This is a genomic window from Vibrio thalassae, assembly GCF_900089835.1.
Taxonomy (GTDB): domain Bacteria; phylum Pseudomonadota; class Gammaproteobacteria; order Enterobacterales; family Vibrionaceae; genus Vibrio; species Vibrio thalassae.
On record NZ_OANU01000007.1, the window covers coordinates 19,702 to 35,103 of the forward strand.

Below are 15,402 nucleotides of genomic sequence, written 5' to 3' on the forward strand. Positions count from 1 at the left end.
TCCCTATGCCAAGAAAGTTAATTAAACGTTTCATGCCCGATCACGAGATGATCAAACGACAAAAGGCATTGAAAGTGTTCGGCAATGTCCTCTATAACCCAAACCTATGGTGTTTAAACCGACGCTCAGCGGCAGGTGCTTTCGCCGTTGGTTTATTTATGGCTTTCGTCCCTCTGCCAAGCCAAATGATCATGGCTGCTGGACTTGCCATTATGTTTGGCGTGAACTTACCGCTGTCCGTTGCACTTGTTTGGATCAGTAATCCCGTGACCATGCCGGTACTTTTCTACTTCGCCTACAAGCTCGGAGCCTTTTGCCTAAATACACCGCCGCAGCCGTTCCATTTTGAACTGTCTTGGCAATATTTATCAGACCAAATGAGCACGATTGGGCCTCCTTTCCTTTTAGGATGTGCGATATGCGCTATCGTTTCTTCTGTTGCTGGATATTTTGGAATTCGTGGTCTTTGGCGCTATTCTGTTGTGCGCAGCTGGCAAAAACGCGCTACAAGGTAACGCGATTATTGAAGGTGCCAAAGTAGGCTTAAGAAAAACTACGAGCCTACAGACAGTTTGAAGCAACAACGTTGTCGACTGAATATGAAAAAGCCCACCATGCATAAGCATGGTGGGCTTTTCCTTTGAGTGACATTATTTAGAACTGAGAACAGTGGCAGGATTCAGCTGACTTGCTTTCGTGGCTGGGTACCAGGTTGCAATAAGGCTTAATACCGTTGCTGTTCCAGCGACTAAGGCAACATCACTCCAAACGAGCTGAGATGGGAGAAAATCAACGAAGTAAATATCACCGGATAAAAACTTATGCCCAATTAGCGACTCCAGACCTGAAATCAAAGGAGTGAGGTTCAGCGCGATGACACTGCCTAACACACCACCCACTATGCTTCCTACGACTCCTGAGAATACACCCTGCCAGGTAAATATTCGTTTTATTAAACCATCGGTGGCCCCCATCGTTCTCAATATAGCAATCTCAGAGGCGCGGTCTTTCACTGCCATCATTAAGGTTGAGACGATATTGAAACAGGCCACACCGATCACCAACACCATGACCAGATACATAATGGTCCGAACGAGTTGAATGTCTCGATATAAGAACCCGTATTTTTGCTTCCAACTGTGTAAATAAACATATTCCGTTAAGGTATTCCCGACTTCTCGAACAATCAAAGGCGCGTTGAACACGTCATCGACTTTGATAGACACACCCGTTACCTTATCACCCAACCTAGCGTATTGCTGGGCATCAGCAAGTGGGACTATGGCCAGGCTATGATCTATCTGCCCATTTAGCTCTAACAGACCTGTCACTTGAACTCGTACTCTCCTTGGGGCTTGTACTTTAGTACTATTGCCCGACGTCGGTATCATCAACGTCACATAATCGCCCACTTTGGCTCCTACTTGATCAGCAACTCCCTTCCCCAAAATGACTTGCTGCTGACCTGACTGAAATGTTTGCCATGCCGCTCCTTTGACAAAGCTCGGTAACGTCGACACCTTAGGTTCAAGTTGCGGATCGACACCACGAACTTCCACGGCTTTCAGTTGACTGCCTTTTTCTACTAAAGCGGTCAATCGAACATAAGGTGCCGCCGCTTCTACCTGTGAGTGCTCAAGCGCGGAATCCATGACATTTTGCCAATTTTTGATCGGGGCGTTGACGCCTTCAAATTCACCGTGGGCAATCACAGATAACACTCGATTCTTCAGCTCACGCTCAAAACCATTCATCGCCGACAAGCCAATGACAATCACAGCCACCCCAACGGCAATCCCTACGATGGACGAAATAGAAATAAACGACACCATTTTGTTGCGTTGTTTGGCTTTACTAAAACGTTTACCAATAAAAAACGAAAGTGACACGTTAACTCCTTGAACTAGGCGGTTTGAGCATCAAGTAGCAAACCATCTTGCATATGCATCTGCCTATCCATTTTCGCAGCTAACTCATTATCGTGAGTGACCACTAGAAAAGCAGTTCCATACTCAGTATTGAGTGTTCGCATCAAGTCATAAATTGACAAGGCCGTTGTGTGATCAAGGTTACCCGTCGGTTCATCAGCAAGTACTAGGGCCGGTTTATTGACCAAGGCTCTCGCGATTGCGACGCGTTGACGTTCACCACCCGATAGCTCGGAAGGGCGATGCTCTAAACGGTGTTTTAATCCCACTCGTTCCAATAACGCACTGGCTTCTGCCTTGGCTTGTTTCGTACCCATCCCGCCAATTAACAGCGGCATCGCGACGTTTTCTACCGCGGTAAAGTCACTGAGTAGATGATGAAACTGATAAACAAACCCTAAATGCTCGTTGCGAAGCTTAGCTTGTTGATTACTGCTAAGCGTTAACAAAGGTTTACCAAGGAAGGTGACCTCCCCTTCTGTGGCCTCATCGAGTGCCCCTAAAACATGCAACAGCGTCGATTTCCCAGAACCAGAGGAACCGATAATAGACACCAGTTCGCCTTTGGCGATCTCAAAGCTAACGCCTTTGAGAACCTCGGTATCCACCGCCCCGTCGTGATAAGTTTTTCGGATGTTTTGACAGGCGATCAATGGACTACTCATATCTTAAAGCCTCTGCTGGTTTAACGGATGACGCGCGGAAAGAAGGAAACAAGGTAGCTGCAAGACTTAACAATACAGCGCAAATAACAACAACGACAATTTGACTAGGATTAACGACGATCGGTAATTGGCCACCAAAGCTAAATAAAGCGACACCCATCATCTCAAGAATCGCATTCAGATTGTTGGCTAATAACACTCCAAGAACACCACCGACTAAGGCGCCCACAGCACCGCTGCTCGCCCCTTGAACCATAAAAATAGCGAGCACTTGGCGGTCGGTCATACCTTGGGTTTTAAGAATGGCCACTTCTGATTGTTTTTCCATCACCACCATGATCAGAGCAGAAATAATATTGAACGCCGCGACACCTATAATAAGTCCCAACATTAACCCCATCATATTCTTTTCCATTTTAACCGCTTGGAATAGTTCACCACGTTGGTCACGCCAGTCGCTCCACAACCAGCCATCTGGCAAAGGTTGCTCACTCAAACTGGATACTACAAAGGGATCGTTGAAAAACAGTCGCCAACCACTGGCTTCATCTGCGTTAAAACGCATCAATTTGGCAGCGTCTTTAAGGTGAGTCACTACCAATTGGCCATCAACATCTGAGCCAGTACTATAAAGACCCGCAACGGTAAACATTCTTTGGCTTGGAATTCGACCAAGAGGAGTATACTGACTGGCACTGGTGACCATGAGTCGCACTTTATCCCCCACACGTACATCCAACTCACGAGCAAGAGTGTGACCAAGCAATATCTGATATTTACCCGGTTGTAGTTTATCAAGGCTGCCACTCACTAGACGGTAACGAATAGGGTCGTCTGTATCAGGTTCAATACCAATCATCATCGCCGCAGATAAGCCTTGATGGCTTTGCACCACGGCTTCGCTGCGTACGATTGGAACGGCAGGCTGACTGGTCGGAAAACTATTGAGCAGCGCCGTTGGCTTATCGTTTAAGTTAACTCGACCTGATTCGTGTGAAATAACCGCTTGCGGCAAAACGCCAAGAATACGACCTTTCAGCTGCGCCTCAAATCCATTCATTACCGAGAGCACGGTAACCAGAGATAACACACCGATAGTAATTCCTGCGGTCGAAATATAGGATACAAATCGACTAAAGCGATCGCCAGAGCGACCTCTTAGGTAGCGTAATCCAATTAAAACGGGCAAAGGGTGAAACATAATAATGGCCATGGGACGAAATCTATGAGTAATGTAACCAGAAAACCCTCTGGGTTGTAGCCCCGATTGTAAAATTCCTTTTAAATTACGTACTTTTGACCATTCATTCTGTCATTTTCTTGATAACTCAGACATACATGGAGATAATTAATTCAAGTTGATTAGGAAAAATGTATGCAGCAGAACGAATTCTTTACCGTCACTGGACCTTTGAAAGTCAATATCGCTCCCTTAAGGCTTGGTAGTACTTTGCCCGACCTAGATCAGTACATTGCCGAGATTCCAGCGCCGTTTATTGCTTCAAGTGAGTTTAGTTTACTCGACCAACAAAACGACGCTGCCAAACACGAATTGAATCAACACAATCTCAAGCATGTTGCAGAATTAATTGAACAGCAAAACGGCAAACTCAATTTGCTGCTGAACTACATTATTTCTCAACAAGATGACCCTGCACAGCGCCATATCACGCAAAGTTTTGGTGCAGGACAGCTATCCTATCTAACATCTGAAGCACTTCAGATTGGTCAATTTGCTAAAGTAAAGCTCTTCCTAGACCATCCTCCTGCCGGTATTTTTTGTTACGCGGAGGTAACCAATCTCCAAACCACTGATGCCGGCCAATTGGTTACAATGAACTTTGTACGTATTTTGGAAGAACACCAAGATTTGCTGATTAAAGCGGCTTTATACCAACAACAGAAACTGCTTAGACAGCGCTCGCTAAACAGAGGCAAACAATAAATATTATGAGTAATTGTCAACTACTTCCTCTTAATACTCCAAGTGGTGCGGGAGATAGAAAATTTCTCGGTAACCTAATTGGAGGAGCGTTAGCGCTCGCCATCAGTGAGCACGCTAACGCCCACAGTGACCATACCTTATTGGTAGTGCCTGATCCGCAACTGGCTCTTAAACTTCAAGGTGAGCTTGAACAGTTTTTCCCTGGAGACATTGCTTTGTTTCCCGATTGGGAAACACTGCCATATGATAACTTTTCGCCGCATCAGGATATCATCTCGGATCGCATCGCCAGACTGTACGCGTTACCTCAACAGTCCAAAGGCATCACTATCGTTCCTGTCAGCACGTTATTGCAAAGGCAGAGCCCCCGCGACTTTTTGATGCAACATACCTTGATGGTGAAAACTGGCGATCTGTTTTCGTTAGATAAGCTTCGTTTGCAGCTAGAAAACTCCGGTTATCGTCACGTGGATCAAGTTTTTGGTCCCGGAGAATACGCAAGTCGGGGATCTATCCTCGATCTTTATCCAATGGGGAGCTCAGCCCCCTATCGCATCGACTTTTTCGATGACGAAATCGACACTATTCGCACCTTTGATCCAGAGAACCAACGTTCCATCGAAGACATAAGTGAAATTCGGCTGCTTCCTGCTCACGAATTTCCGACGACAAAAGAAGCAATCGAAGAGTTTCGTGTCCGCTGGAGACAGCAATTTGAGGCACGTCGCGAACCTGAATCCGTGTATATGCAAGTCACAAAAGGGACTTGGCCTGCAGGTATTGAATATTGGCAGCCTTTATTTTTTGAGCACACTGAAACACTTTTTGATTATATCAGCCCAGATTCACAAATTATTGCTGTCGGTGATATAGAGTCCGCTGTTGATACCTTCTTATCGGATGTTGATACTCGCTACGAACAACGACGAGTGGATCCTTTACGTCCATTGCTTGAACCCAACGCGCTGTGGTTACAAAAGGATGAGTTCTTCTCTCAATTAAAAGCCTACCCTCAGCTGCATTGCTCCATTGACACTATTGATGAAAAAGCAGGCCGGGTTAATGTCCCTGTAGAAGCGCTGCCTGATTTAGCGGTGCAACATCAGCTAAAAGAACCGATGGCACAAATTCGCCAGTTCACCGAGCAATTTCCCGGCAAGGTGATTTTTTCCGTGGAGTCGGAGGGTCGCAGGGAAGCCTTACTTGAATTACTGCATCGCATAAAACTAAGACCTCAAGAAAAAGAACACTTCATTGATGCACTGAAAAGTGACGAAAAGTTCACTTTAGTCATTGGCCAATGTGAACACGGTTTCGCCTATCAACAACAATTTGCTTTGATCTGCGAGAGCGACATGCTGGGCGATCGCGTCATCCAAAGGCGCAAGAAAGAGAAACGCTCAATCAATAGTGACACCGTCATACGCAACCTTGCAGAACTTAAGCCGGGACAACCCGTCGTACATATCGACCACGGTATTGGACGCTACGTTGGCTTGCAGACGCTAGAAGCTGGCGGCATGATGACAGAATACGTCACACTCGAGTACCAAAACGACGCTAAGTTGTATGTTCCTGTTGCTTCTTTGAATTTAATTGGGCGTTATTCCGGAGGTGCAGACGAGTCAGCACCACTCAATAAATTAGGTAGTGAATCCTGGGCGAAAGCACGTAGAAAAGCGGCAGAAAAAGTGCGTGATGTCGCAGCTGAACTACTCGATGTGTACGCGAAACGCGAACTAAAACCAGGATTTAAGTTCAGTTTAGATCGTGACCAATACGCTACGTTTAAAGCCGGTTTCCCATTTGAGGAAACGGACGATCAAGCCCAAGCTATCAACGCTGTCATGTCTGATATGTGCCAGCCAAAAGCCATGGATCGTCTAGTCTGTGGTGATGTGGGTTTTGGTAAAACCGAAGTGGCAATGCGCGCCGCTTTCGTAGCAACTGATAACGGTAAACAAGTCGCGGTATTGGTACCAACTACGCTACTTGCACAGCAACACTTTGAGAACTTCCGTGATCGATTTGCCAACTTGCCGATCCGTGTTGAAGTTTTATCACGATTTAAATCAGCGAAAGAACAAAAAATCATCTTACAAGATGTCGCAGAGGGTAAAGTCGATATCGTCGTCGGTACGCACAAATTGCTCTCTAGTGACATTCGGTTTAAAGATCTTGGCTTGCTCATTGTTGATGAAGAGCATCGATTTGGGGTGAGGCAGAAAGAGAAAGTGAAAGCAATGCGCGCCGATGTCGATATTCTGACATTGACGGCCACACCTATTCCACGAACGCTCAACATGGCCATGAGTGGCATGCGTGATCTTTCCATCATTGCGACACCACCAGCAAGACGCCTTGCTATTAAGACCTTTGTCCGCCAGAGCGAAGACAGTGTCATACGAGAAGCGATACTGCGTGAAATCATGCGTGGTGGGCAAGTCTATTTCCTTCACAATCAAGTGGAAACTATTGAGAAGGTAGCAGCAGATTTAGAAAAGCTGGCACCCGAAGCGCGCGTGACCGTTGCACATGGTCAGATGCGTGAGCGTGAGCTTGAGCGCGTTATGAATGATTTCTACCATCAGCGTTTTAATTTACTGGTCTGTACGACCATCATTGAAACCGGTATTGACGTTCCAACGGCCAACACCATCATCATGGATCGCGCCGATAACCTTGGTTTAGCGCAGCTTCACCAACTACGTGGACGAGTAGGTCGTTCACACCATCAAGCCTACGCTTATCTGTTAACACCGCATCCTAAAGCGATGACCAAAGATGCAGTGAAAAGACTCGATGCTATCGCTTCATTAGAAGATCTTGGCGCGGGCTTTACCCTGGCAACTCATGATCTAGAAATTCGTGGTGCCGGTGAGCTTTTGGGCGACGAGCAAAGTGGTCAAATCCAATCCGTTGGTTTCTCTCTATATATGGAAATGTTAGAGCAAGCGGTGGAAGCACTCAAAGAAGGTAAGGAGCCTTCTTTGGATGATCTGCTACGAGAACAAACCGAGGTCGAATTGCGCATCCCTGCTTTGCTTCCAGATGACTATATTCCGGACATCAATACTCGCCTATCCATGTACAAGCGAATCGCGAGCGTCGCAGATAATGAAGAACTCGATGAGCTTAAAGTGGAACTGATAGATAGATTTGGCTTGTTGCCTGATGCAGCCAAGCACCTGCTTGCTGTCTCTCAGATGAAACTTCGTGGCAGAGCACTCAAGGTCAAAAAAGTAGAAGCTCATGACAAAGGTGGCTATATTGAATTTTATCCGGATGCTGACATTAACCCAGCCTTCTTGGTTAAACTACTTCAAGCACAGCCAACTAAGTTTGCAATGGAAGGGCCAACGAAATTCAAGTTTATGGAGGCTTTAACTGATAGGCGTCAACGTCTAAGTTACCTCAATAACATGCTTGACGAGTTTGAAGCCAATCGACTTCCGAACTCATAGGCGCTGAAAGCTGTAACGATTTTTCACAATGAAATGTTTCAGCAACGTCCTGTATTACTTGATATAATGGGATTGCACTCAATGATAGTGGCAATCAATGGAGAAACAATGAAAAAACTGATCCCACTGCTACTCCTATTGGTCTCTATGCCAAGTCTGGCACAAAGACAATTTGATATAGAAGTGATCGTTTTCAAACGTGCGGTAAACCCTGAAAAGGTAAACGAGTCTTGGCCAAACAGCATGCCACAAATAGACTTTAGTCGCGCAGGTTCAATGAACGATGCCAGTTATCGTGCGTCGAAAGGCGTTCAAATGCTGCCATACTCTTCATACCAATTAAATGATGAAGCCGCTAAGCTAAAGAATCACGCTGGCTATACGGTTTTGCTTCATAAGGCTTGGCGTCAAGGTGATAACGGTAGAGGTTCTGCGCCAATTTTCTATATTCGCGCAGGTAAAGATTACTCTGGTAGCTTCAATGCCGATGGTACCGAAAAAGGCAGCACTAGTAATGTGACGAGCCCCGTTGATGGTGTCACCGAAATCGCTATCGATAAGCCTTTGTACGAATTAGTCGGCAAATTACAAATATATGTTCAACATTATCTGTATGCAGAAGCTCAGCTTGATTTGCGCTCACCAAGTACAAAAGAAGTGATTGTCGCTGACTCGGTCACGACACAAGCGCCGATATCAACGACTGAGGACATAACGACTGAAGTAACAACCGATGACAGTAACGTGATCGCAGGTAACTTGCAGTCCATCGAACCACAACGCGAGGTACAAACGTTTCTTAAGGATTATCGCTTTGACCAGAAACGTCGTATGAGAAGTAGCGAGACTCACTACCTTGATCATCCGTTAATGGGAATGATCATCCAAGTACGAAGAGTACCAAACTAATATAACAAGGGCCTAAAATATGGCCCTTTTTCAATTTAACCTCCCTTCCAAGGCATTATGAATACGCATTACACCATCTATACCAAAAGATTATGCCTTCGATTACTTGAACTCAATGACGCTGAGCAACTCGCTACGACCATTCAAACCTCTCCTTCACTGCATCAATGGGTCGATTGGTGCCACAAAGACTTTACTCATAATGAAGCAATGGAATTTATCAGCGCGACACGAGTTAACTGGGTGAAAGCCATCGCTTTTGGTTTTGCCCTCTTTGACCGCCAGGATGACCAGTTTCTGGGGATGGTGGCGTTAAACGAGTTCTATCACACCTTCAATATGGGAAGTATTGGATATTGGCTAAAAGACAGTGCGCAGCAACAGGGGTACGCACATGAAGCGCTAGATGCCTTGATCGAGTTTAGCTTTACCCACTTACTGCTCACTCGGTTGGAGATAGTTTGTGATCCGGATAATATCCCAAGCCACCAACTTGCGCAGCGAGTTGGTGCAACCTATGAATGTGTGGCACAAAATCGCTTTGTTTTTGAGGGTAAACCAAAGGCGGGATGGGTGTATTCTCTGGTGCCCCCTCGACCGTCATAGCAGACCGAGAATAAAAAAGAGGCGCTTTCCAGCGCCTCTTGTTGGGGTATCAATGCAATTTTAGATTTGGTCTTAATACGCGGTTAATACGACCTACCAACATCATCAATCCAGTCTTCACCATACCGTGAAGCGCCACTTGGTGCATTCGATACAGGGAGATATAAACGACGCGAGCAATTCGCCCTTCCACCATCATCGAGCCTTTAGTTAAGTTACCCATTAAGCTTCCCACCGTTGAGAAACGACTCAATGATACTAACGAACCATGATCGTTATACACGTATGGTTTGAGCTCGCGGTCTGTTAACTTGGCGACAATATTGCTAAAGGCACGGCTCGCCATTTGGTGTGCAGCTTGAGCACGTGGCGGAACAAACTGACCATCTGCCTGTGTGCACTGAGCAAGATCACCGATAACAAAAATATCGTCATCACGTGTGGTTTGCAGGGTGTCTTTCACCACTAATTGGTTAATGCGGTTCGTTTCCAGTCCGGCAATATCTTTCATAAAATCTGGTGCTTTGATGCCTGCAGCCCAAACCATAATTTGCGCAGGAATCTTTTCGCCATCTTTGGTCGTTAAACCGTCTTTTTCGGCTTGAGTCACCATAGTAGAGGTACGAACTGTGACACCTAGTTTAGTCAACTCAGAGTGCGCTGCACTTGAAATTCTCGGTGGTAGTGCCGGTAGAATTCGCTCGCCTGCTTCAATCAAGTTCACGTTAAGCTTACTCGAATCAAGATCACCAAAACCATAAGTGCGAAGCTCTTTAACGGCATTGTGTAACTCGGCAGACAATTCTACGCCTGTTGCACCAGCACCAACGATAGCGATGTCCACTGTACCGTGACCATTTTTCGCGTGTAACTTCAAAAACTCGTTGTTCATTTCCGTGCGGAAACGGTGAGCCTGTTCTGGACTATCTAGGAAAATACAGTTTTCACGTACACCTGGGGTGTTGAAGTCATTAGACGTAGAGCCAATCGCAAGCACAAGGATATCGTAAGCAATATCACGACTCGGCATCAGTAGCTCATTATGTTCGTCTCGTAGCTCACCAAGCGTAATGGTCTTGTTCTCACGATTAATCTCCTTAAGACTGCCCATTTGGAAGTCAAAATGATGATTTTTCGCATGCGCACGATAACTCAGCGCATCCACGCCTTCATCCAATGAGCCTGTCGCTACTTCGTGTAAAAGCGGCTTCCATAGGTGGCTTGCTTTACGATCCACAAGCGTAATATTGGCGCGCCCTTTACGTCCGAGCGTTCGGCCTAATTTGGTCGCAAGCTCAAGTCCGCCTGCGCCACCACCAACAACGACAATATTCGTCACAATGGCTCTCCTCAAAAGTGAAATTTGAAAGTGATAAAACGGGGGTGCATTCTGACCAAGATCAAAATGCTAAAAATTCGGTCAGTAAACGCAGGTCGGCCAACCATTGACTGTCTCTGCGCGGTACGATCCAGTTTCACTTTAAAACTCGTTCAAAATCGCTTTTGTTTGAACATCTTAGGGCAAGTTCTCTTCTTGCTCTCAACTTTTTTTGATATTTATCAAATAATGTGGAACCGTTTTATTATATAGAGCAAATAAATGACCGCAACTATTCAATGGAATTATTTTTGTTAAGTGAATTAAATGGCCATTTGTTAATCGATAGTTCCATCACTAAAAACGGCTCCTCAAGGGAGCCGTATTTAACTTCATAATATCAAGGTCAATAACTAGGGCGTTACCGTAACTAACGCATCACCTGTGACATTTTCAAATGATGCAGTGATGGTAGCGGTACCTGCCGAAATACCACTTACATATTGCTTGAAAGGGTATGCAACATTCATGTCTGAGCTGCTCCAAGAGACATATTTGGCGTAGTTCTCAACACGACCATCAGAGAAAGTGACATTAACAGTTACCTCAACAGTATCACCAGTAGCAACCGTGATATTTTGTGGCACAATTTCTACCTTTGTTGTTGTGGCAGCGTAGGTTTGCGTTTCAACAAAATCTGTCATGCCTTGGTATGACATCGTAATCCTCGCGCGCTCTCCTTCATAGACACCTTGCGCCAAGCCCGCCTTGGCATTTCCGGATTCAATCGTCGCGGCAGTGGTATCGCTGCTCGACCATTCAGCATCTAAGGTAACATCTTTACTCGACCCACCTTGATAGTATGCAATAGCATGGTATTGGAATGGTGTTCCCGAATAGAGGATATCCTGTCTTGGTTCTATTGCGACTTGTGCTAGAACTAGAGGAGCAACCGTGGTAGTTACCTCATCCTCAACCCCATCAAACTCAGCTTTGATCTGCGCGCTGCCTGCGGATAACGCTTCACCACTACCTCCTAACTCCCCTGTGGTGACCACTTGAATCACAGTAGGGTCACTAGAAGACCACGTCGCTTTTGAAGTTACATCTTCATCAGGCAAGCCTTGATGATATTTAGCAATCGCCTTATATCGTCCTACAGTCCCTTCTGGTACTGTCTCATTATCCGGTGTAACAACCAACTGCCTCACGTATGTATCAACAACGGTGACCTGTCCAGCACCTTCAATATTTTGATAAATTGCGTACACCAAACTCCCACCAGCAGACTTGCCCTCAATCAAACCTGTTGTGTTGACAGCAAGCTTGTCTCTGTTTTGAACTCGCCAATCACTAAGCGTAGTTACATCTTTGTAAGAGATTTTATTAGTATTGACGTCTTTATACACCGCATAGGCAGTAAGTTGCTTAGTGTCTCCTACTTTGACCATGGAATCAGCAGGTTCAACGTCCACACCCAGATAGGTCAGACTGCCGACCACCACTTCTGCGTTTGCCGTTTTACCATAATAATTTGCAATAACCGACGTTTGTCCAGAGCTTAAACCTGTGACTAATCCTTCTCTAAAACGAGCGTTATCCACATGGGCAACCACATCATCAGCAATCGTCCAAGTAGCCCCTGTCGTCACATCCGTCACGGTTTTGTCTGAAAATACCGCTGTTGCTTTATATTGCTGTAGATCTTGAATGTTAATAGTAGCGGTGGCGGGCGTAACCTGTAACTCAATTAAAATTGGCTCTGTAACTATCAACGATGTCGACGCAGTAATTGACTCAAAAGTCACGCTGATTTGAGTCTCCCCCGTATAAACGGTTGAAGCCAAACCATTGGCACTAATTGTCGCCACCGTCGTCATACTGCTTTGCCAACTCGACTCTGAAGTTACGGTCTTACTAGTACCATCTGAATAGCGAGCGTGGGCCTCATATTGTACCTCTAAACCCAGCGGTACGGTCTCATTTTGAGGGCTAATGGTAAGTTCAACCAAGCTTGGGGCAACAACGGTGACACTAGAAGTATCACTCATGCCAGAGTAGGTAGCAGTGATCACTGCATTACCAACACTCAAGGCACTACCTACCCCCGCGTTAGCCAAGCTGTTATCAACATTGACTACGATTGAATCGGAGCTGCTCCAATTAGCGCTGGATGTGACATCAACACTGCTTCCATCACTATAGACAGCCGTTGCTTCAAACTGCCCATTTGTGCCTGTTGGTACTGTAACGGTATTTGGCGTTACTTCTAGGTGATCAAGCACCGCTGCAGTAACCGTTAAACTTGCTTCACCATTAAGGCCCAAATACTGAGCGCTGATTGTCGTTTGACCTGCAACAAACGTCGTCGCATTCGCCGAAGCATCTATAGAAGCAACATCGTTATCCGAGCTTTGCCAAACTGACAGCAAGGTGACATCTTGCAAGGTTCCATCTGTGTAGAGCGCATCCGCATGATACGGTAAGTTTAATCCAAGAGGAACTTTAGTAATGGCCGGGGACACAATCAACTTAACTGCCGTTGCGGCTGTTACAGTTAACGTTGCCTGACTTTGCTGACCCGCATAACGCGCCGAAATAACAACACTTCCCGGATCAACCCCCGTCGCTTTTCCCCCTGTTGTTCCTGTAGAAGAAATAGTAGCAATATTGATATCCGAAGAAGTCCAGGTTGCGATCTCAGTCACCACTTTACTTGTCCCATCCGAGTATAACGCAGTCGCTTGATAGTACTGACTCTGACCATCGGCAATAGTGGCGCTAGCGGGCGTCACTTGCAGGCCTGTTACTACCGCTTGAGTGACAGAAAGGTTCGCGGTATCACACTCCCCCAAATAGCATCCGCTGATCTGGCTAGCTCCTTGCTGCTCTCCATATGCCACGCCAAAGGCGTTAATAGTCGCAATATCAGTATTGTTGGATTGCCAACTACTCAAAATGCTGACATCTCGTTTGCTTCCATCTGAATACTGAGCGGTAAGAACATAACTTTGTGTTGTTCCTTTTGGAATCGTTGCATTAGCAGGTGATATGGATACCGACGTTAGCGTTGCGCTACTTACCGTGATCATGCTGCTCTGTTCCATACCGCCAAATTTTGCCGTGACATCCGCTTGGCCCTGAACTAAACCATGTACCGTTCCGGCGCTTATATTACCGGTTTCAACTTGTACTAAACTCTGGTCCATTGATGTCCAAACCGATTGCAGAGTCACATCATTCGATGACCCATCACTATACACTGCAACAGCTTGAAGCGTAGTTTGATGCCCTGCTGGTATAGTCACCTTGTTTGGAGAGACCACCAGCTCTGTTAGCTGAGCTTGAGTCACATTCAATAAAGCACCTGCTTGTTGGCTGGCATAAGTAGCTGTCACTGTGACATCACCACTTTGGTAACTATCTGCCAGTCCTTTTTGATTAATAGACGCCACACTGTTGTTGGATGATTGCCAACTTGCTAGCTCAGTTACCTCTCGACTTGTCCCATCACTAAATAAAGCGAAAGCCTGATACTGCTGAATATTACCCGCAGCTACGCTGGATTTTGCTGGTGTCACCACCAAATCGGTAACGGAGAGCTGAGTCACGGTCGCTGCTGTACTATCGGAAATGGTATTACTCATTTTTGAGAATGATGCGATGCCTTGATAGCTTGCGGTGATTTGGGTTGTGCCGATCTCGTTCGCCGTCGCCAAGCCGCCATCTGTGCCATTCGCTACAATTGAAACTGCTCTACCATTTGACGAATTCCATGTAGCTAATTGCGTTACGTCTTCACTATGACCGTCTGAATAATACGCGGTCGCAGTGTATTTACCTGTTGTACCCACAGGCTTCGCCAGATTTTTTGGGGTGACCTGTAAACTCGATATAACCGCATTAGTAACGGTCAAATCCGTTTGTACCGACTTACCTTGATAGCTAAAACTGATCTGAGTCGTGCCTTGAGATAATGTGGCGGCATTACCGCTTTGCGAACCTATCGTTGCGACATTAGTCGTGCCACTTTGCCAGTTACCGAATTTAGTAACGTCTTGTTGGCTTGCATCAGAGAAGAGCGCTATGGCTTGATACTGAACAGCGATACCTGCTGGAACCGTCTTGTTAACAGGAGAGATAGACAACGAATCCAAAACAGCAGCAGTAACCGTTAGTTCCGATGAAGCTTGGTAGGTTTGATACTGAGCGTTGACCGTCGTAATTCCGATTTGCTTTCCGCCAACAAGTCCACCTTGTGTGCCATCAGCGACAATCGTCGCAATAGAGGAATCGATAATACTCCACTGTGACAACGCTGAAATATCTTGAACGCTGCCATCAGAATAATTCGCTATTGCTTGAAACTGATACTGTGTCCCATTCGCTATCGCCTTGACCGGTGGCACAACAGCGATACTGGTAATATAAGGTGCACACGGATTATCTGGCCCGCCGCATTCACTGGTTGGAAAGCCACTATTATCTCCATTACATGCCGCCAAAAAGAATGTCATCCATAACACACATAAGCGATAAAATGTTTTTGTCATCTGCATGAGTCACT

10 protein-coding genes are annotated in these 15,402 nt (G+C 45.9%); 5 read left to right on the forward strand and 5 right to left on the reverse strand.

The window, feature by feature from the left end:
- The first annotated feature begins 5 nt into the window (after positions 1-5).
- Positions 6-515, forward strand: a complete 510-nt coding sequence (locus tag VTH8203_RS04420) for a DUF2062 domain-containing protein (protein WP_096992571.1) — start codon at positions 6-8, stop codon at positions 513-515.
- A gap of 135 nt (positions 516-650) precedes the next feature.
- Here the strand turns inward: VTH8203_RS04420 and lolE are convergent, their stop codons facing one another.
- The 3 genes from lolE to lolC are packed head-to-tail and all read right to left on the reverse strand — an operon-like array spanning position 651 to position 3,794.
- On the reverse strand, positions 651-1,889 hold the full coding sequence (gene lolE / locus VTH8203_RS04425; protein WP_096992572.1) for a lipoprotein-releasing ABC transporter permease subunit LolE: 1,239 nt from the start codon (positions 1,887-1,889) through the stop codon (positions 651-653).
- A gap of 14 nt (positions 1,890-1,903) precedes the next feature.
- Complete coding sequence (gene lolD, locus VTH8203_RS04430) at positions 1,904-2,593, reverse strand: lipoprotein-releasing ABC transporter ATP-binding protein LolD (protein WP_096992573.1); 690 nt, start codon at positions 2,591-2,593, stop codon at positions 1,904-1,906.
- Complete coding sequence (gene lolC / locus VTH8203_RS04435; RefSeq protein WP_167385787.1) at positions 2,586-3,794, reverse strand: lipoprotein-releasing ABC transporter permease subunit LolC; 1,209 nt, start codon at positions 3,792-3,794, stop codon at positions 2,586-2,588. The genes lolD and lolC overlap by 8 nt, the downstream gene beginning before the upstream one ends.
- A gap of 174 nt (positions 3,795-3,968) precedes the next feature.
- Here lolC and VTH8203_RS04440 point away from each other — a divergent pair, with 174 nt between their 5' ends.
- The 4 genes from VTH8203_RS04440 (at position 3,969) to VTH8203_RS04455 (ending at position 9,517) form a co-directional block, all read left to right on the forward strand.
- Entirely contained in the window at positions 3,969-4,538 is a 570-nt protein-coding gene (locus VTH8203_RS04440; protein WP_096992575.1) for a PilZ domain-containing protein, read from the forward strand.
- 5 nt (positions 4,539-4,543) lie between these two features.
- On the forward strand, positions 4,544-8,002 hold the full coding sequence (gene mfd / locus VTH8203_RS04445) for a transcription-repair coupling factor (protein ID WP_096992576.1): 3,459 nt from the start codon (positions 4,544-4,546) through the stop codon (positions 8,000-8,002).
- Between the two features lie 108 nt (positions 8,003-8,110).
- Positions 8,111-8,911 carry a peptidoglycan binding protein CsiV gene (locus tag VTH8203_RS04450; protein WP_096992577.1) on the forward strand — a complete coding sequence of 267 codons (801 nt, stop codon included), beginning with the start codon at positions 8,111-8,113 and terminating at the stop codon, positions 8,909-8,911.
- Between the two features lie 57 nt (positions 8,912-8,968).
- The gene (locus tag VTH8203_RS04455; RefSeq protein ID WP_096992578.1) at positions 8,969-9,517 is read left to right on the forward strand and encodes a GNAT family N-acetyltransferase; all 549 of its coding nucleotides are present in this window, start codon (positions 8,969-8,971) and stop codon (positions 9,515-9,517) included.
- 49 nt (positions 9,518-9,566) lie between these two features.
- On the opposite strand, the gene VTH8203_RS04460 is transcribed toward VTH8203_RS04455, so the two are convergent.
- Together VTH8203_RS04460 and VTH8203_RS04465 are read right to left on the reverse strand one after the other, a co-directional pair.
- Positions 9,567-10,856, reverse strand: coding sequence for an NAD(P)/FAD-dependent oxidoreductase (locus VTH8203_RS04460; RefSeq protein WP_096992579.1), 1,290 nt, complete (start codon positions 10,854-10,856; stop codon positions 9,567-9,569).
- 392 nt (positions 10,857-11,248) lie between these two features.
- Positions 11,249-15,394 (reverse strand): Ig-like domain-containing protein, encoded by a 4,146-nt coding sequence (locus VTH8203_RS04465; RefSeq protein WP_096992580.1) that lies wholly within the window; start codon positions 15,392-15,394, stop codon positions 11,249-11,251.
- Positions 15,395-15,402 lie beyond the last annotated feature (8 nt).